Origin of the sequence: Bradyrhizobium manausense (assembly GCF_018129685.1) — a bacterium.
In the GTDB taxonomy this organism is placed as follows: Bacteria; Pseudomonadota; Alphaproteobacteria; order Rhizobiales; family Xanthobacteraceae; genus Bradyrhizobium; species Bradyrhizobium manausense_D.
Genome location: NZ_JAFCLG010000011.1, coordinates 146,236 through 169,708, shown reverse-complemented (window position 1 = coordinate 169,708; position 23,473 = coordinate 146,236). Strand labels below are relative to the sequence as shown.

The window sequence follows — 23,473 nt, the reverse complement described above, 5'->3', positions numbered from 1 at the left end:
TCGGCGGAAATTCTTCAATGTCGGCGGAGTTTTAGGAGCGCGCCCGCGGCAGGTCAATTGACGGTTTCGCAGGCTGAGCATTCCGCCCTCGCCGTCATTCCGGGGCTCGCCCTTCGGGCGCCCCGGAATGACGGGGTGGAAAACCGGCCAAAGCGATAGGAGCAGGAGGCGAAATTTTGTAGGTTGCGCCGCCCATGACCATGCAACAGCCGATCCCCGCACCGCCTCCCGACGAAGCGCCAGCACCGGCAGCAGAAGCCGCCGCGCGCGTCACGCCGATGATGGAACAGTATCTGGAGATCAAGGCGGCGCATCAGGGCTTGCTGCTGTTCTACCGGATGGGCGATTTCTACGAGCTGTTCTTCGAAGATGCCGAGATCGCCTCCAGGACACTCGGCATCGTCCTGACCAAACGCGGCAAGCACCAGGGCAACGACATCCCGATGTGCGGCGTGCCGGTGGAGCGCTCCGAGGATTATCTCCATCGCCTGATCGGCGCCGGCCACCGGGTCGCGGTGTGCGAGCAGACCGAGGATCCAGCGGCGGCGAAAGCGCGCGGCAACAAGAGCGTCGTGCGCCGCGGCGTGGTTCGGCTGGTCACGCCGGGCACGCTGACCGAGGACACGCTGCTCGATGCGCGCGCCAACAATTACCTGCTGGCGATCGCGCGAGCACGTTCATCGGCCGGCGGCGATCGCTTCGGGCTTGCCTGGATCGACATCTCGACCGCCGAATTCATGGTCACCGAGGTTTCGGGCGGAGAACTCGCCGCGACGCTCGCGCGCATCAATCCGAACGAAGCGATCGTCACCGACGCGCTCTATGGCGATAACGAACTCGCACAGACCTTGCGCGAGCTGCCGGCCGTGACGCCGGTGACCCGCGACGTCTTCGACGGCGCGACCGCCGAGAAGCGGCTCTGCGACTATTTTGCCGTCGCGACCATGGACGGTCTGGCGCAGCTCTCGCGGCTCGAAGCCACAGCTGCCGCCGCCGCCGTCACCTATGTCGACCGCACCCAGGTCGGCAAGCATCCGCCACTGTCGCCGCCCGCACGCGAGGCCCCGGGCGCGACCATGGCTATTGATCCGGCCACCCGCGCCAATCTGGAGCTGACGCGGACGCTTGCCGGCGAACGCCGCGGCTCGCTGCTCGATGCCATCGACTGCACGGTGACCTCGGCGGGCTCGCGCCTGCTGGCACAACGGCTCGCCGCGCCCTTGACCGACGCGCCGGCGATCGCACGCCGGCTCGATGCCGTCAGCGCCTTCGTCGCGGATTCGGCCACGCGCGAGGACATCCGCAGCATCCTGCGCGGCGCGCCGGACATGTCTCGCGCGCTGGCACGTCTCTCGGTCGGCCGCGGCGGCCCGCGCGATCTGGCCGGTCTGCGCGATGGCATCATCGCCGCCGACCAGGTGCTGGCGCGGTTGTCCGAACTCGACCAGCCGCCACAGGAGATCGCGGCGGTGATCGCGGCCCTGCAGCGTCCGTCGCGCGAGCTCGCCGCCGAATTCGCCCGCGCGCTCGACGAGCAGCTGCCGCTGATCAAGCGCGACGGCGGCTTCGTTCGTGCCGGCTATGAACCGGCGCTCGACGAGGCGCGAAACCTGCGCGATGCCTCGCGCCTGGTCGTCGCCTCGATGCAGGCGCGCTACGCCGACCTGACCTCGGTCAAGGGCCTCAAGATCCGCCACAACAACGTGCTCGGCTATTTCGTCGAGGTGACGGCGCAGCACGGCGACAAGCTGATGTCGGCGCCGTTGAATGCGACCTTCATCCATCGCCAGACGCTGGCGGGCCAGGTGCGCTTCACGACGTCGGAGCTCGGCGAGATCGAAGCCAAGATCGCCAATGCCGGCGATCGCGCGCTCGGGCTCGAGCTCGAGATCTTCGAGCGGCTCTGCGCCAGGGCGCTGGAGATCAGCGACGACTTGCGCGCCGCGGCGCAGGGCTTTGCACTGCTCGATGTCGCGACGTCGCTGGCCAGGCTCGCGGTCGACGAGAATTACGTGCGGCCTGAGGTCGACGGTTCGCTCGGCTTTGCCATCGAGGCCGGCCGCCATCCCGTGGTCGAGCAGGCCCTGAAGCGCAATGGCGAGCCGTTCATCGCCAATGCCTGCGACCTCTCGCCGGCGCCTGGCCAGAAGTCCGGCCAGCTCTGGCTGCTCACCGGCCCCAACATGGCGGGCAAATCGACCTTCCTGCGCCAGAACGCGCTGATTGCGCTGCTGGCGCAGATCGGCAGCTTCGTTCCGGCGAGCCGCGCGCGGATCGGCATCATCGACCGCCTGTTCTCGCGCGTCGGCGCGGCCGACGACCTCGCCCGGGGACGCTCGACCTTCATGGTGGAGATGGTCGAGACGGCCGCGATCCTGAACCAGGCCGGCGAGCGTGCGCTGGTGATCCTGGACGAGATCGGCCGCGGCACCGCCACCTTCGACGGCCTCTCGATCGCCTGGGCCGCGATCGAGCATCTGCACGAGAGCAACCGCTGCCGCACGCTGTTCGCGACGCACTATCATGAGCTGACGGCGCTCTCGGCCAAGCTTCCGCGCATGTTCAATGCGACCGTGCGGGTGAAGGAATGGCAGGGCAACGTCGTGTTCCTGCACGAGGTGCTGCCGGGCTCGGCCGACCGCTCCTACGGCATCCAGGTCGCAAAGCTCGCCGGCCTGCCGCCGGCCGTGATCGCGCGCGCCAAATCGGTGCTGGCGAAACTGGAAGCCCAGGATCGCGGCCAGACCGCCCGCGCGCTCGCCGACGACCTCCCGCTGTTCGCCGTCCCCTCGCGCGCAGCCGCGGAAGCCGCACCGCCGACCGAAGCCGAACTGCTGATGGACGCCGTGAAGGCCTTGCATCCCGACGAGATGTCGCCGCGCGAGGCGCTCGATGCGCTATATGCGCTGAAGGCCAAGCTGCCGAAGCAGTGACGATTACGCTTCGCTAAAACACCCTACGAAGCCGCGTCCACCAGCCGCTTCCGCCGCCCGTTCCACCACAGCGTCAGATTCCAAGCGATGCAGGTTGCGAGCGCCATGCCGAGCCCGATCGCGGAGCCGAAATCGGCAGCCCCGACCTGCAGCACCGCAATCGCCATGCCGAAGCCGAGCAGGCCCCAGGCGGAGTTGGCGAGCACCGCCGCAGTCGGCGGACCGCCGATGCGCGGATGCAGAATCACCATCATGCTGGTGAAAACGATCGGATAGAGCGCGATCACGCCGGAGACGCGCGGACCGACCCAGCTCGACGTGGAAACGACGATCGCAACCAGCGCCGCGACCAGCGAGGCGCGGAACGGGATGTCGTACCAGCGGCGCGTCACCAGCGGCATCTTCGCGTGGCGGTACTTTGCGAGCAGCGGAATACAGATGCCGAAGGCGACGAGATTCGCGACGAGTCCCGCGGTGAGCGTCCAATCGAACAGGCGGATGATGGACGCCAGCATGAGCCACACTCCGACCGCGCTTCCGACACTGGCGGCAAAGCTGTGCCGCTGCGCGAGCACGACATAGGTGAGGCCCATGAAGATCGTCGCCGCATTGACCGGCAGGCTCGACAGCGCGCCCTGCGCAATGAACGCGGCGTCGTGGTCGATGGCGAGGAAGACATAGGAGGGCCCCGCCGAGACCGGCAGTGTCGCGACCAGCGCGCCGATCACCGGCCCCGAGCGCTCGGTGATAACAGAAGCCGACACGACGAACGCCGCCGCGATCGCCATGCGCAGGACGAGGAAGAGGATGACGTGGAGGTCGAGGGACATTTTTTTCGTCGTCCTGGACAAGCGAACGAAGTGAGCTCTGATCCAGGACCCATAACCACAGACTTCGCTGTGTTGGACGGTCGCAGTACCCAGTGTCGCAACACAGTCAGCGGCGGGGCAATGGGTCCTGGCTTTCGCCAGGACGACGCCGATTGCTGGGCTGCGCTCGTCGCCTCACATCCTTTGCATCGACACCGATACCTTCGGGCCGTTCTTGATGGTCTGATAGACCACGCAGTAGCGCTCGGTGAGCTTGAGCAGGAGATCGAGCTTGTCCTGCGGCGCCGGCGTGTCGACCTCGAAGCGCAGGCGGATCTCGGCGAAACCCACCGGGGTCTCCTTGTCGATGCCGAGCGTGCCGCGGAAATCGAGGTCGCCCTCGGCATAGACATTGCCGGTTTTCAGCGGCACCTCGATCGCGGTCGCGACCGATTTCAGCGTGACGCCGGCGCAGGCGACCAGCGCCTCCAGCAACATGTCGCCGGAACAGAGTTCGAGGCCGGAGCCGCCGGTGGCCGGATGCAGGCCAGCAAGCGCGATGGCACGGCCGGTTTCGACCTTGCAGGCGATGCCTTCGCCGTCGGTCGACCCCTTGGCCTTCAGCGTGATCATCGCGGTCTTGGGATCGGTCTTGTAGCGTTCCTTGATCGGGGCCTGCATCTGGCGCAGTTGGGCGGCGTCCATCTTGTTCTCTCCCGGGAAAATTGCCTCTCGATGTACCGGCTCGGAGAGAAAAAGTCACCACCACATGGCCTGACCGGGACCCTGGGTTGCGTCACGGTCGGGCACGCTGCGGTCAAGCGAACGGTCGAGTGACGTCAGCACACTTCGCTTGAAATTCTCGAACAGCGGCGAATTGCGGTCGCGCGGCCGGGTCAGATTGATCTCGATCTGGTCGAACAGCCGGCCGGGCCGCGGCCGCATCACGAGCACGCGGTCGGCCAGTACCACGGCCTCGTCGACGTCATGCGTGACGAGGATCAAGGTCGGCCGCGTGTCGGCCCAGAGGTCGAGCAGATGATCCTGGAGATCCCTGCGGGTGAAGGCATCGAGCGCGGAGAACGGCTCGTCGAGCAGCAGCACCTCGGGCTGCGGCACCAGCGCGCGGGCAATCGCGACACGCTGCGCCTGCCCGCCGGACAGCTCGCGCGGCCAGGCCTGCGCCTTGTCGGCGAGCCCAACGCGGGTGAGCGCCCGCGCCACCTTGTCGCGGCGTTCGGCCGCTAGCAGGTCGGCGAGACCAAACCCTATATTGTCGGCGACGCTGAGCCAGGGCAGCAGCCGCGGCTCCTGGAAGATGATGCCGATCTTCGCATGCGGTGAAGTGATCGCTTCGCCGTCGAGCGTCACGGTACCGGAGCTCGCGCGGTCGAGGCCGGCGATGGCGCGGAGCAGCGTGGATTTGCCACAGCCTGAGCCTCCGATGATGGCGACGATCTCGCCCTGCTTGATCTCGGCAGAGAAGCGCGCCAGCGCGTGCACCCCATTGGGATAGGTCTTGCTGACCCGATCGAGCGCCAACATCGCGTTACGCTCCCTTCGTCCGGCCAAAGGCGTCCTGCCAGCGCAGGAAGGGCATCGCGGCAAGTTCGATCAGCCAGTCCGTGAGCTTGCCGAGGATCGCGAAGATCACGATCGCCGCCATGATCTGCGCGGGCTTGCCGAGCTGCTGACCGTCGAGCAGGAGATAGCCAAGGCCCTCGGAGGCGCCGATCAGTTCGGCTGCGACGACGAACATCCAGCCGAGCCCGAGACCGACGCGCAAGGACACGACATAGGCCGGCAGCACTGCGGGCAGCAGGATGCGGCGGATCATCGCCGGACCAGAGAGGCGGAACACGCGACCCACCTCGAAGATCTTGCGATCGACGGAGAGGATCGCACCCATCACGCCGAGATAGACAGGAAAGAACACGCCGACCGCGATCAGCACGATCTTGGAGGTTTCGAAGATGCCGAGCCAGAGGATGAACAGTGGCACCCAGGCGAGCGACGGGATCGCACGGAGCGCCTGCACGGTCGGATCGAGCAGCCGCCGTGCCAGCGACCAATAGCCGGAGATGGCGCCAAGCAGCGTGCCAGCGATGACACCGAAGGCGAAGCCGAGACCGACCCGCCACATCGTCGCGGCGATGTGGCGGAGCAGCTCGCCGGAACCGGCGAGATCAGCGATGGTGGCGAAGACCCGCGAGGGCGGCGGCACCAGCCGGCCATTGGACCAGCCTGACCAGACCACCAGCTCCCAGCCGAGTGCGAGGATCAGTGGCAACAGCAGTCCTAGCATCGGCCGCGCATAGCGGGACAACCGCGAGGGCGCGGCGACGCCTTCGGCCGGTTCCGATGATTGTTGCAGGACTGGCACGTCGGAGATCATGGCCGGTAGGAAGCGCGTCTTGTTAGGGAATGCAAGGGCGGGCGGCAATCTCCGCCGTCGTCCCGGCGAAGGCCGGGCCCATAACCACGAGGGTGAGTTGCCGCGCTAGCAGGCCGCTCCGAGTCATCGCCAAATAATCTGCACGGAGTATGGGTCCCGGCCTTCGCCGGGACGACACCGTTATTGTTGCGACAGCTGCTTCTTCCCACCCAGCGTCAATTCGTCGGCAGCGGGACCTGATCGTCGATCAGCGCATCCAGCGTCGCCTTAACGTCGACCTTGGCATCGACGACGCCGGCCTGTTGCAACGCAAGGCCTGCAGCGAGGATCGACTCGCGCTGCGGCGCGCCGATGCGGCTGTGGGTGAGCTCGGTGCGCTCCTTGAGCTGCTTGTCGACGACGGCCTCGGGAAGCCTGGTTACAGCGATGAAGGTCTTCTTGAGATCATCGTAATTCGCCAACGAATATTTGCGCGCTTCCTCGTACACCGCGAGAACGCGACGGGCGGCGTCCGGATAGTCCTTCAGGAACTGCTCGCGCACATTGAGGATGCCCCAGGTGTTGGCGTCCGCCTTGCGGTAGAACAGTTTTGCGCCCTCCTCGATCTCGGCCTGCGCCATCATCGGATCGAGACCGGCCCAGGCGTCGACGTCACCGCGGATCAGCGCGGTCTTGCCGTCGGCGTGCTGGAGCAGAACAGGCGTGATGTCCTTTTCGGTGAGGCCGGCGCCGAGCAGCGCGCGCACCAGGAAGATGTGCGGATCGGTACCTCGCGTGACCGCGACGCGCTTGCCCTTGAGGTCGGCAACGCTTGCGATCTTGGAATCCTTACCCGTCACCAGCGCCGTCCATTCGGGACGCGAGTACACGTAGATCGACTTGATCGGGTTGCCATTGATGCGGGCAACCAGCGCCGCCGAGCCCGCGGTCGAGCCGAAATCGATCGAACCGGCATTGAGGAATTCGAGCGCCTTGTTGGAGCCGGCCGACTGCACCCAGGTGATGGTGATGCCGTCCTTGGCGAACTCTTTTTCCAGGAGCCCTTTCTGCTTCAGCACCAGCGACACCGGATTGTAGGTCGCCCAGTCGATGCGGATTTCCTTGAGCGGATCAGCGGCCTTGGCCGCTTGGGTCACGGCGAGCGCGATGGCTCCCGCCAGCAGAATGCGTCGCGTTATCTTGGTCATGCCCAGCCTCCTCTAAAATTTCATTGTTTTTCAATGAGTTATCTCTAGAGGTCAACGAGAAAATCCCACCCCTGGAAGCGGGCAGCGTGAGAACAATCTTGCTCGATGCCGGCCTTTTCAAGCATGGAACGACTATTGCCGGAGAATGGCTGATGACAGCGCCTGCCGCCTCTTATATCCGGTGAGACATGGATAGCGTGACGACTGAGCATAGGCCGCAGGCCGATGATCGCTTCGACACCGCGCGGATCACCGCGGCGGTTGATGCCCTTGCCGAAAAGCATCAGGGCCGCGAGGACGTGTTCCGCACAGCGACCGCGCAACTGCTCAAGGCCGAGCTGATGACCGCGCGCGCCGCGGCACAGGCGATCCTGCTGAAGGACCGCCACGGCCGTCGCTGCGCCGAGCGGCTGTGCCACGTGCAGGACGAGATCATTCGCATCCTCTATTCGGCCGCGACCCGGCACCTCTATCGTTCGCCGATCCCGAGCGGCGCGGAGCGCATGGCGGTGGTTGCGACCGGCGGCTATGGTCGCGGTTTGATGGCGCCCGAGTCCGACATCGATCTGCTGTTCATTCTGCCCTACAAGCAGACCGCCTGGGGCGAGCAGGTGGCCGAGGCCATCCTCTATTGTCTCTGGGACATGGGGCTGAAGGTCGGTCACGCCACGCGCTCGGTCGATGAATCGATCCGCCAGGCGCGCGGCGACATGACCATCCGCACCGCGATTCTGGAGACGCGCTTCCTGACCGGCGACCAGCCGCTCTATGACGAGCTGGTCGACCGCTTCGACAAGGAAGTGGTGCAAGGCACCGCCTCCGAATTCGTCACCGCAAAACTCGCCGAGCGCGAGGAACGTCACCGCCGCGGCGGCCAATCGCGCTATCTGGTCGAGCCCAACGTCAAGGACGGCAAGGGGGCGCTGCGCGACCTGCACACGCTGTTCTGGATCGCCAAATACGTCTACCGCGTCCGCGACACCGACGAGCTGGTCGAACGCGGCGTGTTCGACGCGCAGGAATATCGCACGTTCCGCCGCTGCGCCGACTTTCTCTGGTCCGTGCGCTGCAACCTGCACTTCTACTCGGGACGACCGGAAGAACGCCTGTCCTTCGATCTCCAGCGCGAGATCGCTGTCAGGCTCGGCTACACTTCGCATCCCGGCATGCAGGACGTCGAGCGCTTCATGAAGCACTACTTCCTGGTCGCTAAGGAAGTCGGCAACCTCACCGCCATCCTCTGCGCCAAGCTCGAGGACCAGCAGGCCAAGCCCGCGCCCGTGCTGAGCCGGATGATGGCGCGGCTGCGCCCAACGCCGGTGAAGCGGCGCGTGCCCGATAGCGACGATTTCATCGTCGACAACAACCGCATCAACGTCGCCGCACCCGACATCTTCAAGCACGATCCGGTCAATCTGATCCGCATCTTCCGCCTGGCGCAGAAGAACAACCTCGCTTTCCACCCGGACGCGATGCGCGACGTGACGCGCTCGCTTGGCCTGATCAACGCGCAGATGCGCGAGAATCCCGAGGCCAACCGTCTCTTCATGGAGATCCTGACCTCGGACAACGCCGAGATCGTGCTGCGGCGGATGAACGAGACCGGCGTGCTCGGTCATTTCATCCGCGCCTTCGGCAAGATCGTCTCGATGATGCAGTTCAACATGTATCATCACTACACGGTCGACGAGCACCTGATCCGCTGCGTCGGATTCCTCCAGGACATCGAGCGCGGCGGCATCGAGGAATTCGCGCTCGCCAGCGATCTGATGCGCAAGATTCGCCCCGAGCACCGCGCGGTGATCTACATCACGACGCTGCTACACGACATCGCCAAGGGGCGGCCCGAGGATCATTCGATCGCCGGCGCCAAGGTGGCGCGGCGGCTGTGCCCGCGGCTCGGCTTCAGTGCTGCCGATACCGAGCTGGTGGCCTGGCTGATCGAGGAGCATCTCACGATGTCCACGGTCGCGCAGTCGCGCGATCTCTCCGACCGCAAGACCATCGAAAACTTTGCCGCCGTCGTACAATCGGTCGAGCAGATGAAGCTCTTGACCATCCTGACCACCGCCGACATTCGCGGCGTCGGCCCCGGCGTGTGGAACGGCTGGAAGGCGCAGCTGCTACGCTCGCTGTACTACGAGACGGAACCGGTGCTGACCGGCGGCTTCTCCGAGGTCGACCGCGGCAAGCGCCTCACGGCCGCCTACGCCGAATTCCGGCACGCCTTCGCCGAATGGCCGGCGGACGAGCTCGATGCCTATATCGCCCGGCATTATCCGGCCTACTGGCTCAAGGTCGAGCTGCCGCGAAAAATTCGTCACGCGCGCTTCGTTCGCTCCAGCGAGCAGGCCGGCCACAAGCTCGCGATCAATGTCGGCTTCGACGAGGTCCGCGGCGTCACCGAGCTCACGATCTTCGCCGCCGACCATCCCTGGCTGCTGTCGATCATCGCGGGTGCCTGCGCCTCGGCCGGCGCCAACATCGTGGACGCGCAGATCTACACGACGACCGATGGCCGCGCGCTCGACACCATCTCGATCTCGCGCGAGTACGATCGCGACGAGGATGAAGGCCGTCGCGCCACCCGGATCGGCGAGATGATCGAGGACGTGCTGGAGGGCAAGCTGCGCCTGCCCGAGGTGGTGGCGCGGCGCACCGTGCGCAGCAAGGCGCGGCCGTTCGTGATCGAGCCGGAAGTGACCATCAACAACCAATGGTCCGACCGCTACACGGTGATCGAGGTCTCCGGCCTCGACCGCCCCGGCCTGCTCTATGAGCTGACCACCGCGATCTCCAAGCTCAACCTCAACATCGCCTCGGCCCATGTCGCGACCTTCGGCGAGCGCGCCCGCGACGTGTTCTACGTGACCGACCTTCTGGGCGCACAAATCAACGCCCCGACCCGCCAGGCCGCAATCAAGAGCGCGCTGACCCATGTGATGGCCGGCGACAAGGCGGTTCAGCCGGCGGCGTGAAGCGAGTTGCTCGCACGCGCCTCTCTCCACTCGTCATTCGGGGATAGCCCGAAGGGCCAGGCCCGGAATCCATAACCCCGGCTGGTGGATATGGATTCCGGGCTCGCCGCGGCGCGGCGCCCGGAATGACGATGGAGCGGGTTCGCGCACGCCACGCCTTTCAAACCTCCACGCCCTCGTGCCGCAGTAGCCAGCGTTTGCGCGCAAGGCCGCCGCCATATTTCACCAGCGAGCCATCCGCACCGATCAGCCGATGGCACGGCAACACCACGCTGATCGGGTTGGAGCCGTTGGCATGGCCGACGGCTCTGATGGCCTTGGGCATCTCGATCTTCGCGGCCAACGCGCCATAGCTCATCGTGGTGCCGGCGGGGATTTTCGCCAGCGCTCCCCAGACTTTTTGCTGGAACGGCGTGCCGGCGATGCGCCATTCGATTCGCGCGAGCTGGCCGAGGTCGCCCTCGAAATAGGCCGACAGCGCTGTCTTCATCGCTGCCGGCGCGGGCCGGTCAACCAGTTCGACTGCACCATGATGCAGGCGCAGCAGTTCGCGCATGCGGTGCTCGTAGTCGTCCCAGTCGAGCGCGCGCAATGCGCCGTCGGCATCGGTCACCAGCAATGCGATCCCGATCGGCGTCGAGAGGCGATCGAGGCCGAAGCGTTCGGGAGTCCCGGTTGATCGAGCAGCCATTGCGACACCATTGCATCAAAACACACCATCGCAGTTGCCACGCGCCCCATGCTATCGTCCACCCGAAAGCTGGGGGAGCTCAAGTTGATCTGGATCGCAAATGTCCTGGTGGCGCTGGTCGCCGCGCTGCACGCCTACTTCCTGATCCTGGAGATGTTTCTCTGGGACAAGCCGCTTGGTTTGAAGACATTCCGCAACACGCCTGAGAAGGCCGCGATCACGAAGGTGCTGGCCGCCAATCAGGGCCTCTATAACGGCTTTCTCGCCGCCGGCCTGATCTGGGGTCTGGTGCACGGCAACCCCGCCTTCGCATTCCAGGTCAAGGTGTTCTTCCTGCTCTGCGTGATCGTGGCCGGCGCCTATGGCGCGGCGACCGTGAGCACGCGCATCCTGATCGTGCAGGCGCTGCCGGCCGCGATCGCGCTGGTTGCACTGTTCCTGGCTTAAGACTCTTGTCCTGACCTAAGACTCTTGGCCTAGCCTGAGACACGACCGCGCGGCGCCGCGATCCTTGCGCGCGGCCTGCCCTTCCTCCACACTCTTCGGCAGCGATGGCGACCGTTGCAACGAACGGGAAAAGACCATCGGCCGGAAAATTCCGTCAGGAGGAACAACCCAACATGAGCACTCGCAGAGCCTTCATTGCTGCCACGGCGGCGCTCGCCTTCGCGTTCTCCGCCAACCAAGCCTTCGTAAGTGAGGCCTTGGCCCAGAAAAAATACGACACCGGTGCGAGCGACACCGAGATCAAGATCGGCCAGACCGTGCCGTTCTCCGGCCCCTACTCCGTCTACGCCAATATCGGCAAGACCCAGGCCGCCTACTTCAAGATGATCAACGATCAGGGCGGCATCAACGGCCGCAAGATCAATCTGATCCAGTATGACGATGCCTATTCGCCGCCGAAGACCGTCGAGCAGGTGCGCAAGCTCGTCGAAGGCGACGAAGTGCTGTTCACCTTCCAGATCATCGGCACCGCGGCGAACGCCGCCGTGCAAAAATATCTCAACGGCAAGAAGATCCCGCAGCTGCTCGCCTCGACCGGCGCCGCGCGCTTCAACGATCCGCAGAACTATCCCTGGACCATCGCCTATAATCCCAACTACGTGTCCGAGGGACGGATCTACGCGAAATATATTCTCAAGGAGCATCCAAACGCCAAGATCGGCGTGCTCTACCAGAACGACGACATGGGCCGCGACTATCTCGCCGGTCTCAAGAGCGGGCTCGGCGACAAGGCCGCCAGCATGATTGTCGGCGAAGTCTCCTACGAAGTCACCGATCCCACGGTGGACTCGCAGGTGGTGAAGCTGAAGTCGATGGGCGTCGACCTGTTCTATGACGCCTCCACGCCGAAATTCGCGGCGCAGGCGATCAAGAAGCTCGCCGACCTCGGCTGGACGCCGGTGCACATCCTCGACATCAATGCGAGCCCGATCTCGGCGACGCTGAAGCCGGCCGGCCTCGACATCTCCAAGGGCATCATCTCGACGCAATACGGCAAGGAGCCGGGCGATCCCCAGTGGAAGGACGATCCAGGCGTGAAGGCCTTCTTCGCCTTCATGGACAAGTATTTCCCTGAAGGCGACAAGCTCAACACCGTCAACACTTACGCCTATTCGGTGGCGGAACTGCTGGTACAGGTGCTGAAGCAATGCGGCGACGACCTGACGCGCGAAAACGTCATGAAGCAGGTCGCAAATATCAAGGACTTCACGCCTAGCTTCGCGCTGCCCGGCATCAAGATCAACACCGGGCCAAACGACTACCGCGTCAACAAGCAGATGCAGATGATGAAGTTCAACGGCGAACGCTGGGAGCTGTTCGGACCGATCATCGAGGATTCCGGTCCGGCGGGTTAAACGAGGGTGGGCTAACGTCAGCATAATCCACCTCTTTGGAATCCGCGGAAATAGAGGCGGTGGGTTAGGCCCAGCGGACTGCGCTTCGCGCAGCCCGCAAGGCTGACCCACCCTACTACGAATGCCCACCTTGCGTTGCAGCAACGCCTCCTCCACTATCGGCCGCAGCGGTGACGTCCGGTGCGCACGAGCGTGCCGGACAGATCACCCGCATATAAACAGACTGAGGAAATTGCGAATGAGGAACGGAATTCTGCATCTGGCCGCGGCAACGGCGCTGACCCTGGCGCTGTCGGTCTCGGCGGCCAATGCCCAGAAGAAATATGATCCGGGCGCCAGCGACACCGAGATCAAGATCGGACAAACCATGCCGTTCTCGGGACCGGCGTCGGCCTATTCGTCGATCGGCAAGACCCAGGCCGCCTATTTCAAGATGATCAACGACCAGGGCGGCATCAACGGTCGCAAGATCAACCTGATCCAGTATGACGACGCCTATTCGCCGCCGAAAGCCGTGGAGCAGATCCGCAAGCTGGTCGAGAGCGACGAGGTCCTCCTGACATTCCAGATCATCGGCACGCCCGTGAACGCGGCCGTGCAGAAATACCTCAATTCCAAGAAGGTGCCGCAGCTGTTCGCGGCCACCGGCGCTTCGCGGTTCACCGATCCGAAGAACTTCCCGTGGACCATGGGGTTCAATCCGAACTACTTCGTCGAAGGCCGCATCTACGGCCAGTACATTCTGAAGGAGCATCCGAACGCCAAGATCGGCGTGCTCTATCAGAACGACGACCTCGGCAAGGATTATCTGAACGGCCTCAAGGCCGGCCTCGGCGACAAGGCCGCCAAGATGATCGTGACCGAAGCCTCCTACGAGGTCTCCGATCCCACCGTCGATTCGCAGATCCTCAAGATCAAGGACGCCGGTGCCGACCTGTTCTTCAGCGCGACCACGCCGAAGCAGGCCGCGCAGGCGATCAAGAAGATCGCCGAGATGGACTGGCATCCGGTCCAGATCGTCGACATCAACGCCACCTCGGTCGGCGCGGTGCTGAAGCCGGCAGGCTTCGAGGCCGCCAAGGGACTGATCAGCGTCAACTACGGCAAGGAGCCGCTTGATCCGACCTGGAAGGACGACGCCGGCCTGAAGCGGTATTTCGACTTCATGGCGAAGTACTATCCCGATGGCGACAAGGATTCGAACTTCAACACCTATGGCTACGCCACGGCGCAGTTGCTGGCCTATGTGCTGAAGCAGTGCGGTGACGATCTCACCCGCGAGAACGTCATGAAGCAGGCCACTTCGCTGAAGGACTTCGCCTGGGACACCGCGCTGCCCGGCATCAAGGCCAATACGTCGCCGACCGACTACCGCGTCAACAAGCAGCTTCAGATGATGAAGTTCAACGGCGAGCGCTGGGAGCTGTTCGGCCCGATCCTGGAGGACGCCGGTCCAGCGGGCTAGTTCTCAGATACAAACTGCGGCAACGACGTCATGCCCGGGCTTGTCCCGGGCATCCACGTTCTTGGGGCTGAGAAGTAAGGCGTGGATGGCCGGGTCAAGCCCGGCCATGACGATGAAGAGAGCAGCACTCAGGTCGGTATCTCTCCAAAATTCTTCCCCACCGGCAGCACCGCGTGCCGGATCAGGCGTGAATCCTCTACCGCGGCCTGGCGGTGTTTCACTGCCTCCCGATAGACGGGATCGCGGATCATCTCGACGAAGGCGGCGACGCTCGGATATTCGGCGATGAAGCAATGATCCCAGTGTTCCTCTTGCGGGCCAATCAGCATCAGCTCGAATTTGCCTTGCCAGACGATGCGGCCGCCGAGGCGCGTAAACACCGGGCCGCTCTCACGACCATAGGCCGCGTAGGCTTCCGCGCCGCTGGCCTTGCGGCCGTCTGGATAGGCCGCGTCCTTGCGCAGCCGTACCAGGTTGAGCATGTGGATCGGGCCCGGGCGGTCGTTCTCCCGGAATTGCGCGAAGACATCCTTGGTCGGATCGATGTGGCCCATAGGTGTTCCCTCTTGTTATGCCCCAAGATCGTATCGCCGGTGCCCCGGAAGCGGAACTGCAGTGGGCGAATGCCGTACCTCCTAATCACGCGTTAACTTCGGGGTAACCGGGCCTTAAACAGCGACCGCTAGCGTGCGGCGGGGCGGGGTGACCGGGCGTTTTGCGTATGGGGTCGGGAAAGAAAAAGGGTGGGCGGAAGGAGCCGCTGTTCGGCTTGCCCGCCGCGCTCGCCGATCTGCGCCTGACGGCTGAAGACCGCATCCCGGGTGGCGGCGACGACAGGGCGAAGAAATCCGCCAAGCGCAAAAGCGAACCCGACGACGAGCCGCCGCGCGAACGCAAGGCAGCGGCCAAGAACCCTGCCAAGAGCAGCGGCGGCAAGCGCCGATCGAGATCATCCATCAGCGCTGGCCTGGGCCGCCTCGTCTATTGGGGCGCCGTGCTGAGCCTGTGGGGCGTGATCGCCGTGATTGGCGTCGTGATCTGGGTCGGCGCCCATCTGCCGCCGATCCAGTCGCTGGAGATTCCCAAGCGACCGCCGACGATCCAGATCGTCGGCATGGATGGCAGCCTGCTGGCACAGCGCGGCGAGATGGCCGGCGCCAATGTCGCCCTGAAGGACCTGCCGCCCTATCTGCCCAAGGCCTTCATCGCCATCGAAGACCGCCGCTTCTATTCGCATTTCGGCATCGACCCCGTCGGCATCCTACGCGCGCTCGTCACCAATTTGCTTCATCGCGGCGTGTCGCAAGGCGGATCGACGCTGACGCAGCAGCTCGCCAAGAACCTGTTCCTGACCCAGGAACGCACCCTGGCGCGCAAGCTGCAGGAGGCGGAGCTCGCGATCTGGCTCGAGCGCAAGCATTCCAAGAACGAGATCCTGGAGCTCTATCTCAACCGCGTCTATTTCGGCTCCGGTGCCTACGGCGTCGAGGCCGCCGCGCAGAAATATTTCGGCAAGCCGGCGAAGAACGTGACGATCGCGGAAGCCGCAATGCTCGCCGGCCTCGTCAAATCGCCCTCGCGCCTGGCGCCGAACCGCAATCCGGAAGGTGCGGAGCAGCGCGCGCAAATCGTGCTCGCGGCGATGGCGGATGCCAAATTCATTACCGACGCACAGGCCCAGGCCTCGATCGGCCATCCCTCCTACAATGTGAAACCGGTCGGCGCCGGCACGGTGAACTACGTGGCCGACTGGATCGGCGAAGTGCTGGATGATCTGGTCGGCCAGATCGACGACAGCATCAAGGTCGAGACCACGATCGATCCGAAACTCCAGGCGGTGGCGGAATCCGCAATCATCGACGAGCTCGCGGCCAAGAGCGTGAAGTTCAATGTCAGCCAGGGCGCGCTGGTGGCCATGACGCCCGACGGCGCGGTGCGCGCCATGGTCGGCGGGCGGAACTATTCCGAGAGCCAGTACAACCGCGCAGTCACCGCCAAGCGCCAGCCGGGCTCCTCGTTCAAGCCGTTCGTCTATCTGACCGCGATGGAGCAGGGGCTCACGCCCGACACCATCCGCCAGGACGCGCCGATCGAGGTCAAGGGCTGGAAGCCCGAGAACTACACCCATGAATATTTCGGCCCGGTGACGCTGACGCAGGCACTGGCGATGTCGCTCAACACGGTCGCCATCCGCCTCGGCCTCGAGGTCGGGCCGAAGAACGTCGTCCGCACGGCGCACCGGCTCGGCATCTCCTCCAAGCTCGAGCCGAACGCCTCGATCGCGCTCGGCACCTCCGAAGTCTCCGTGGTCGAGCTGGTCGGCGCCTATGCACCGTTCGCCAATGGCGGCTTCGCGGCCGTGCCCCACGTGGTGACGCGGATCAGGACGCTCGACGGCAAGCTGCTCTACATGCGCCAGCCCGAAGAACATAATCAGGTGATCGAGCCGCGCTACGTCGGCATGATGAATACGATGATGAAGGAGACGCTGATCTCGGGCACGGCCAAGAAGGCCGAGATCCCGGGCTGGCAGGCGGCCGGCAAGACCGGCACCAGCCAGGATTATCGCGACGCCTGGTTCATCGGCTACACATCGAACCTCGTCACCGGCGTCTGGCTCGGCAATGACGACAACTCGCCGACCAGGAAGACGACCGGCGGCGGCCTGCCGGTGGAAGTCTGGACCCGCTTCATGCGCGCGGCGCACGAGGGCGTGCAGGTCGCGGCCCTGCCGAACCTGCAGAGCAATTGGGGACCGTCGAACCTCGTGCAGATCTCATCGCAGGTGTCGCCACCGACGCAGGCGACAACGCCGGGACCAGCACCGATGCAGGCACCGGTCGGCAATGGCGGTTATCGGCCACCGCCGCCGACGCGCACCAATGTCAACGCGCGGCCGGAAGCCGCCGCAGGGCTGGATGGCTGGCTGATGGACCGGCTGTTCGGCGGGAATCGATAGAGCCCAAAACAAAAGCGCGAAAACAACCCCATGCACAGTAGGCGGTGGATTGCGGCGTGATGTGCGGTGGAATTTGTGTTGGCGTTGATTTGGCAGGCAGATCGGCGATAGTGGCGCAAACCGCGCTCTCTCCGCTGTCATTGCCCGCGAAAGCGGGCAATCCAGTACGCCGCGGCTTCTCGGCTCCACAATAATTGTCTCTGGAATACTGGGTCGCCCGGTCAAGCCGGGCGACGACAGTGCGTGTTGGGCTAACGGCCAGCCCTAATCCTCGACGCCGTACCGGTGCAGATCGTTGCCGTAGGTGTCGAGCCACTTCTTGGCGCGTTCCATCGACGGACAGATCTTGCCGCAGACGCGCCAGAAACGCGCCGAATGGTTCATCTCGACGAGATGGGCCACTTCATGCGCGGCGAGATAATCCAGCACGAAGGGCGGCGCCAGGATCAGGCGCCACGAGAACGACAGCGAGCCCGCCGAGGTGCACGAGCCCCAGCGGCTGGACTGATCGCGGATCGAGAGCCGCTTCACCTTGACGCCAAGCTCGGCGGCATGGGCCTCCGCGGAGCGCTGCAGATCCTTGCGCGCCTCGCGCTTGAGGAAGTCGCTGACGCGGCGATCGACATGCTCGAGACCGCCGGCGACACAGAGAATGCGTTCGCCGCTGTCGCGAATTTCGGTCCACACCGTGCCGCGGCTGCCTGCGCGGTGCACGATGCGATGGGGAACGCCGCGAAGCGGTATCACCGTGCCAGTCTGGAACGGTGCAGCCTTCGGCAAACGACCGAGACGTGCCGCAATCCATGCGCCATGGCGCTGCGCGAAGTCCTTGGCCTCGGCGAGCGTGCCGCGCGGCGGCATCGTGAGGATCGCCTCGCGGTCACTCGGATGGATTCTCAGCGTGTATCGACGCGCGCGACGATGCCTGCGCAGCCGAATCGCAAAGAATTGCGACCCATGGGTGATCAGAAGCGTCTTCGGTTCGTGAGGCCGACGGTAGAGGAGCGCGCGAGTGGCCATGTCTGTGAGTCCGGGGAGCAAGAGTTCGCCCGGATTCTGCCATAACCGCCGCCAGGGAAAGCGCTCGGCGCAAAAACAAATCATTTGCCCAATATACAGGGGTATGGGGTCCGGGAGACCCTACAGACTGGGGTTGGAACCGACTTTTTTCGCCCCCGCTGAACGCATGCGACACCCCCAAGGGGTGAGGGGTGACTCACTCCTATGAGACTACCTAATTACCTCGAATCTGGCAGGGAACAAAGCCCTCCTGGATCCTCCGGCAGGGCCTGAAATTCGACGGGAAAGCCGAAATATGTGAGCTATTCGGCCGCTAACGCCCGCAACGAGCTCGGATTCGCAGCCGACACCATGAAGTCATGGATGCGCGGCACGATTTCCGACTTGAAGCGCGAGCCGTTGAACACACCGTAATGTCCAACGCCCTTCTGGACGTAGTGAACGCGGCGATGATCCGGGATCGCACTGCATAATGTGTGCGTTGCTTCGGTCTGACCGAGACCGGAGATGTCGTCGTTCTCGCCCTCGACCGTCATCAATGCAACGCGCGTGACCTTCGACGGGTCGACGCGAGTTCCGCGATGGGTCATCTCGCCCTTCGGCAGCGAATGCTTGACGAACACGGTGTCGACCGTCTGCAGATAATACTCGGCCGAGAGGTCCATCACCGCGAGATATTCGTCATAGAAGTCGCGATGCTTGTCGACGAGATCGCCGTCGCCCTTCACCAGATTGGCGAAGAGCTGCTTGTGGGCGTCCATGTGCCGGTCGAGGTTCATGCTGATGAACCCGTTGAGCTGGAGGAAGCCCGGATAGACGTCGCGCATCATGCCCGGATGCGGGAATGGCACCTTGGTGATGACGTGATTGCGGAACCAGTCGATGCCGCGCTCCTGCGCAAGATTGTTCACTCCGGTCGGATTGCGGCGGGTGTCGATCGGACCGCCCATCAGCGTCATCGAGGTCGGCACGAAGGGATCGCGACGCGCCTCCATGATCGAGACCGCGGCGACGACGGGCACCGAGGGCTGGCACACCGCCAGCACATGGGTATTGCCGCCGAGCACGTGCAGCATCTCGATGACGTAGTCGATGTAATCGTCGAGATCGAAGCGGCCTTCGCTGAGCGGCACCATGCGGGCGTCGGCCCAATCGGTGATGTAGACCTCATGCGCCGGCAGGAAGGCCTCGACCGTGCCGCGGAGCAAGGTCGCGTAGTGGCCGGACATCGGCGCGACGATCAGCACGCGCGGCTGCGGGCTCCGCAGCGGACGGGTGAACTTGCGATCGAAGTAAAGCAGCCTGCAGAACGGCTTTTCCCAGACCGAACGAACCTCGACGGGCACGCGGATGCCGTTGACCTCGGTGTCGTTGAGACCCCATTCCGGCTTGCCATAACGGCGCGTGGTCCGTTCGAACAATTCGCAGGCCGCAGCGACGGACTTGCCGACCTCGGTGCGCGCCCAGGGATTCAGCGGATTCTGAAACAGCAGCTTGGTCGCATCGGTGACCGCGCGTGCCGGATTGAGGGAGGCGTGCGCCATCTCGTACATCCAGTACATCGGCGTGGTCAGGACCGGACTGCCTTCTGCCGCCAGGGGCGGTGCGCCGCCAAACTCACCAATAGGCATGGTCAAAATCCTCTTCGCATCGCAGCATACTGCCGAATGCGTAATATTGCGTCAATCCATGGTTCCGTACATCTACGTGGCCGCAGCGGCGAAACCAGCCTGAATCCACGAGAAAGTGACATTATTCGCCGCCCGACAGGAGCGAGCCGTGCATCTTGGCGCTGCGCAAAAGGGCAAGGAATGCCCAAAAAGAAGCAACCAGAAGCCCCGCATTGATGGCCAACGCTTCCAGCATCAAATCGGTCCGGAAGGTGTTCTCGATCAGGAGGGCCCGCATGCCTTCGAACACGTAGGTCGGTGGCAGCGACCAGGCGACATATTGCAGCCAGCCGGGCAAGACGCTGACCGGATAATAGATGCAGGCAAGCGGCATGATGGCGAACATCAAGGTCCAGACGATGCTTTCGGCGCCGAGGCCGTTCCGCAGCACCAGGCCCGAGACGAAGATGCCGACCGACCAGCTGGTGAAGATCAGATTGCAGAAGAAGGCGATCAGCGGCAGGCCGAGGCCGTAGAAGTTGAAGTGAAACAGGAACAGCGCGAGCAGCGTCATCGGGATGACGCCGATCGCGAGCCGGATCAGGCTCATCACCGTCAGCGAGAGCAGAAATTCGATCGGCTTCAGCGGGCTCATCATGAGGTTGCCGAGGTTGCGCGCCCACATCTCCTCGAGAAAAGAGATGGAGAAACCGAGCTGGCCGCGGAACAGGATGTCCCAGAGGATGACGGCGCCGATCAGCGTGCCACCCGCACGCGCGAAGAAGTTGGCGTTCTGCGCGACGTAGGACTGGATGAACCCCCAGGTGATGACCTGGAGCGCCGGCCAGTACAACAGTTCCAGCAACCGCGGCCAGGACGACATCAGGAGATACCAGTAGCGCAGGATCATCGCGCCGATGCGGTGAAGGGAGATCCCGTGGTGGAGGGAGAGGTCGGTCATTTGGGTAACTCGTAGCCCGGATGGAGCGAAGCGTAATCCGGGGTGCGGCGCCAGCCACAAACACCGGCGTCATCCTGAGGTGCAAGCCTTGCGATGCGTAGCGCATCGCAAGGCTTGCCTCGAAGGATGGGCCACATACGCTTGCAATTCATCCTTCGAGGCGCGCGAAGGGCGCGCACCTCAGGATGACGGCTGTGGGCTCGGATAGAGCAATCAAGGCCCCCATGCGCGACGCGGCCTGCCGCAAGCGACAAGGGTCCCGGATTACGCTGCGCTCCATCCGGGCTACGAGGACAGTTGCTCATCCTGCCCCTCCTTCGCGTCGTTCACCCGACCGCGCGCGACGTCGAGGAACACCTCCTCCAGCGTGGTGCGGTTATAGCGGGCCATAATGGCGTCCGGCGTGTCGTCGTCCTCGACGCGGCCGCGCTTCATGATGATGACGCGGTCGCAGAGACGCTCGACCTCGAGCATGTTGTGCGAGGCCAGCAGGATGGTCGCGTTGTTGTCCTTGCGATACCGCTCCAGGTGCGCCCGCACCCAATCGGCCGTGTCAGGATCGAGCGAGGCGGTCGGCTCGTCCAGCAGCAACAGCTCGGGCTCATTGATCAGCGCCTTCGCCAGCGCGACGCGGGTCTTCTGCCCGGCGGAGAGCTTGCCATTGGCGCGGTCGATGAAGTCGTTGAGATCGAGCTCGGCGGCGAGTTTGGCGATGCGGTCGGGAAGATGCTTCACGGCATAGAGCTTGCCGAAAATGGTGAGGTTCTGCCGCACCGTCAGCCGCATCGGCATGTCGACATAGGGGCTTTCGAAATTCATCCGCCCCAGTACCTCCGCGCTCTCTTCGGGCATCCGGTGCCCGAGCACGCGGACGCGGCCTGACGTCGGCAGAACCAGCCCCATGATCATCGCGATGGTGGTGGTCTTGCCGGCGCCGTTGCCGCCGAGCAACCCGGTGATGCTGCCGCGCGGAAGCGAGAAGGAGATGCCGTCCACCGCGCGGGTCTGCTTGTAGACCTTGACCAGACGATCGACCTCGATGGCCGCGGACAAAGTGCTGTCCGCGACAGTCGGCCGACTTGATGCCTTGGCGTTCTCAGTCATGCTAGAGGCGTTCTTCCGCCATTGCGCGGTGGAGTGCAAGACTTGTCGCTCGAAGGATTTGTAACTCGTTGGAATCGTGGGCCAGCGTGTTTGTGATCGGACACGCGCACCGCTAGATTGGCCTGTCATGACCGAGACCGCCGCCTCCGACTTCCGCCCGTCGCAACGACACATCCGCCTGGACACCATCCTGCGGCTGCGCTGGCTCGCGGTGCTCGGCCAGTTGGCGGCGATCTTCGTCGTGGCGCAGGGGCTCGAGTTCAATGTCGAGGTCGTTCCCTGCGTCACCATCATCGGCCTGTCGGCCATGCTCAATCTGGGGCTCCAGACCGCGGTCAATCCGATGCGGCGGCTGGAGCCGATTCACGCCGCCGCGCTGCTGGCGCTGAACATCCTGGAACTGGCAGGCCTGTTGTTCTTCACCGGCGGATTGCAGAACCCGTTCTCGTTCCTGTTCCTGGCGCCGGTGCTGATTTCGGCCACCGCCCTGCCGGCCCGGCTCACTTTTGCCCTCGGCCTTCTGGCCGTGGCCTGTGCGTCGATCCTGTTCTTTGTTCACCTGCCGCTGCCATGGGACGCCGAAGATCCCGTGGTGCTGCCGCCGATCTATCTCGTCGGCGTCTGGCTTTCGATCGTGCTCGCGATCGGCGTCACCAGCCTCTACTCGTTCCAGGTGACCGAAGAGGCGCGCAAGCTTGCGGACGCGCTCGCCGCGACCGAGCTGGTGCTGACGCGCGAACAGCACCTGACCCAGATCGACGGCCTCGCCGCCGCAGCCGCGCACGAGCTCGGCACGCCGCTCGCGACCATCTTCCTGATCTCGCGCGAGCTGGAGAAGACCGTGAAGGACCCGAGCATCGCCGCCGATCTCAAGACCTTGCGCGAGCAGACGCAGCGCTGCCGCGACATCCTCGGCAAGATCACCCAGCTCTCCTCCTCCGGCGCGCCGTTCGACCGCATGAAACTGTCCGAGCTGATTGAGGAGGTGGTGGCGCCGCACCGCGATTTCGGCATCGACATCAAGGTTCGGATCGCGGTGGCGGCGACACCGGAGCCGGTCGGATCGCGCAATCCCGCGGTGCTCTACGGCGTCGGCAACATCATCGAGAATGCCGTCGATTTCGCGCGCACCACGGTAGAAGTGAATGCGTGGTGGAACAACGAAACCATCGAGATCGTGATCTCCGACGACGGCCCGGGCATTCCGCCCGATCTCATGAACCGGATCGGCGAGCCTTATTTGTCGCGCCGGCGCACCCAGGACGCCGGCGGCGGCCTCGGGCTCGGCGTGTTCATCGCCCGCACGCTGCTCGAACGCACCGGCGCCAAGGTCTCGTTTACCAACAGGACCTTTCCGGATCACGGTGCGGTGGTCCAGATCGCATGGCCCCGCGCGCGTTTTGAGACTGCCGAGAACGTCGAGGAAACAACAGGATAGGCCGCGACCTTGCGTCGCACGTCGTGCCCGATCGACTATTGGCGGCCTTGGCACCGCCTGA

The 23,473-nt window shown here is 64.3% G+C and carries 18 protein-coding genes; 7 read left to right on the top strand and 11 right to left on the bottom strand.

Features of this window, described 5'->3' with window-relative positions; all coding sequences use genetic code 11:
- Positions 1-194 precede the first annotated feature (194 nt).
- Positions 195-2,933, top strand: a complete 2,739-nt coding sequence (gene mutS / locus JQ621_RS24315) for a DNA mismatch repair protein MutS (RefSeq protein WP_212237383.1) — start codon at positions 195-197, stop codon at positions 2,931-2,933.
- Positions 2,934-2,956: 23 nt separating this feature from the next.
- On the opposite strand, the gene JQ621_RS24310 is transcribed toward mutS, so the two are convergent.
- The 5 genes from JQ621_RS24310 to JQ621_RS24290 form a co-directional block, all read right to left on the bottom strand.
- Positions 2,957-3,763, bottom strand: a complete 807-nt coding sequence (locus tag JQ621_RS24310; protein ID WP_212237381.1) for a hypothetical protein — start codon at positions 3,761-3,763, stop codon at positions 2,957-2,959.
- A 174-nt stretch (positions 3,764-3,937) separates the two neighbouring features.
- The gene (locus JQ621_RS24305) at positions 3,938-4,447 is read right to left on the bottom strand and encodes an OsmC family protein (protein WP_212237379.1); all 510 of its coding nucleotides are present in this window, start codon (positions 4,445-4,447) and stop codon (positions 3,938-3,940) included.
- A gap of 54 nt (positions 4,448-4,501) precedes the next feature.
- Complete coding sequence (locus JQ621_RS24300; RefSeq protein WP_212237377.1) at positions 4,502-5,287, bottom strand: ABC transporter ATP-binding protein; 786 nt, start codon at positions 5,285-5,287, stop codon at positions 4,502-4,504.
- Positions 5,288-5,291: 4 nt separating this feature from the next.
- Positions 5,292-6,137 carry an ABC transporter permease gene (locus JQ621_RS24295; protein WP_212237375.1) on the bottom strand — a complete coding sequence of 282 codons (846 nt, stop codon included), beginning with the start codon at positions 6,135-6,137 and terminating at the stop codon, positions 5,292-5,294.
- Between the two features lie 215 nt (positions 6,138-6,352).
- Positions 6,353-7,324, bottom strand: a complete 972-nt coding sequence (locus tag JQ621_RS24290; RefSeq protein WP_212237373.1) for an aliphatic sulfonate ABC transporter substrate-binding protein — start codon at positions 7,322-7,324, stop codon at positions 6,353-6,355.
- A 188-nt stretch (positions 7,325-7,512) separates the two neighbouring features.
- Between JQ621_RS24290 and JQ621_RS24285 the strand changes: the two genes are divergently transcribed.
- A complete protein-coding gene (locus JQ621_RS24285) occupies positions 7,513-10,302 on the top strand; it encodes a [protein-PII] uridylyltransferase (RefSeq protein WP_212237371.1) in 2,790 nt (929 codons plus the stop codon).
- 160 nt (positions 10,303-10,462) lie between these two features.
- On the opposite strand, the gene JQ621_RS24280 is transcribed toward JQ621_RS24285, so the two are convergent.
- Positions 10,463-10,993 carry a methylated-DNA--[protein]-cysteine S-methyltransferase gene (locus JQ621_RS24280; RefSeq protein WP_212237369.1) on the bottom strand — a complete coding sequence of 177 codons (531 nt, stop codon included), beginning with the start codon at positions 10,991-10,993 and terminating at the stop codon, positions 10,463-10,465.
- A gap of 48 nt (positions 10,994-11,041) precedes the next feature.
- Here JQ621_RS24280 and JQ621_RS24275 point away from each other — a divergent pair, with 48 nt between their 5' ends.
- From JQ621_RS24275 to JQ621_RS24265, 3 genes are all read left to right on the top strand, one after another.
- Entirely contained in the window at positions 11,042-11,440 is a 399-nt protein-coding gene (locus JQ621_RS24275) for a DUF1304 domain-containing protein (protein ID WP_212237367.1), read from the top strand.
- A 173-nt stretch (positions 11,441-11,613) separates the two neighbouring features.
- Entirely contained in the window at positions 11,614-12,855 is a 1,242-nt protein-coding gene (locus JQ621_RS24270; protein WP_212237359.1) for an ABC transporter substrate-binding protein, read from the top strand.
- Between the two features lie 238 nt (positions 12,856-13,093).
- Positions 13,094-14,320 (top strand): ABC transporter substrate-binding protein, encoded by a 1,227-nt coding sequence (locus JQ621_RS24265; protein WP_212237357.1) that lies wholly within the window; start codon positions 13,094-13,096, stop codon positions 14,318-14,320.
- A gap of 128 nt (positions 14,321-14,448) precedes the next feature.
- On the opposite strand, the gene JQ621_RS24260 is transcribed toward JQ621_RS24265, so the two are convergent.
- Positions 14,449-14,874, bottom strand: coding sequence for a DUF1330 domain-containing protein (locus JQ621_RS24260; RefSeq protein ID WP_212237355.1), 426 nt, complete (start codon positions 14,872-14,874; stop codon positions 14,449-14,451).
- A gap of 167 nt (positions 14,875-15,041) precedes the next feature.
- On the opposite strand from JQ621_RS24260, the gene JQ621_RS24255 reads away from it, so the two are divergent.
- Positions 15,042-17,279 (top strand): transglycosylase domain-containing protein, encoded by a 2,238-nt coding sequence (locus JQ621_RS24255; protein WP_212237353.1) that lies wholly within the window; start codon positions 15,042-15,044, stop codon positions 17,277-17,279.
- A gap of 264 nt (positions 17,280-17,543) precedes the next feature.
- On the opposite strand, the gene JQ621_RS24250 is transcribed toward JQ621_RS24255, so the two are convergent.
- The 4 genes from JQ621_RS24250 to JQ621_RS24235 all read right to left on the bottom strand — a co-directional run bounded on the left by JQ621_RS24250 (position 17,544) and on the right by JQ621_RS24235 (position 21,974).
- Positions 17,544-18,383: a M48 family metallopeptidase gene (locus JQ621_RS24250; RefSeq protein ID WP_212237351.1), complete on the bottom strand. Its 840-nt coding sequence runs from the start codon at positions 18,381-18,383 to the stop codon at positions 17,544-17,546.
- Between the two features lie 218 nt (positions 18,384-18,601).
- Complete coding sequence (locus JQ621_RS24245) at positions 18,602-19,930, bottom strand: polyhydroxyalkanoate depolymerase (protein WP_212237349.1); 1,329 nt, start codon at positions 19,928-19,930, stop codon at positions 18,602-18,604.
- A 121-nt stretch (positions 19,931-20,051) separates the two neighbouring features.
- Positions 20,052-20,870, bottom strand: coding sequence for an ABC transporter permease (locus tag JQ621_RS24240; protein ID WP_212237346.1), 819 nt, complete (start codon positions 20,868-20,870; stop codon positions 20,052-20,054).
- A gap of 285 nt (positions 20,871-21,155) precedes the next feature.
- On the bottom strand, positions 21,156-21,974 hold the full coding sequence (locus tag JQ621_RS24235; RefSeq protein WP_212237344.1) for an ABC transporter ATP-binding protein: 819 nt from the start codon (positions 21,972-21,974) through the stop codon (positions 21,156-21,158).
- 127 nt (positions 21,975-22,101) lie between these two features.
- On the opposite strand from JQ621_RS24235, the gene JQ621_RS24230 reads away from it, so the two are divergent.
- On the top strand, positions 22,102-23,412 hold the full coding sequence (locus JQ621_RS24230) for an ActS/PrrB/RegB family redox-sensitive histidine kinase (RefSeq protein WP_212237341.1): 1,311 nt from the start codon (positions 22,102-22,104) through the stop codon (positions 23,410-23,412).
- Positions 23,413-23,473 lie beyond the last annotated feature (61 nt).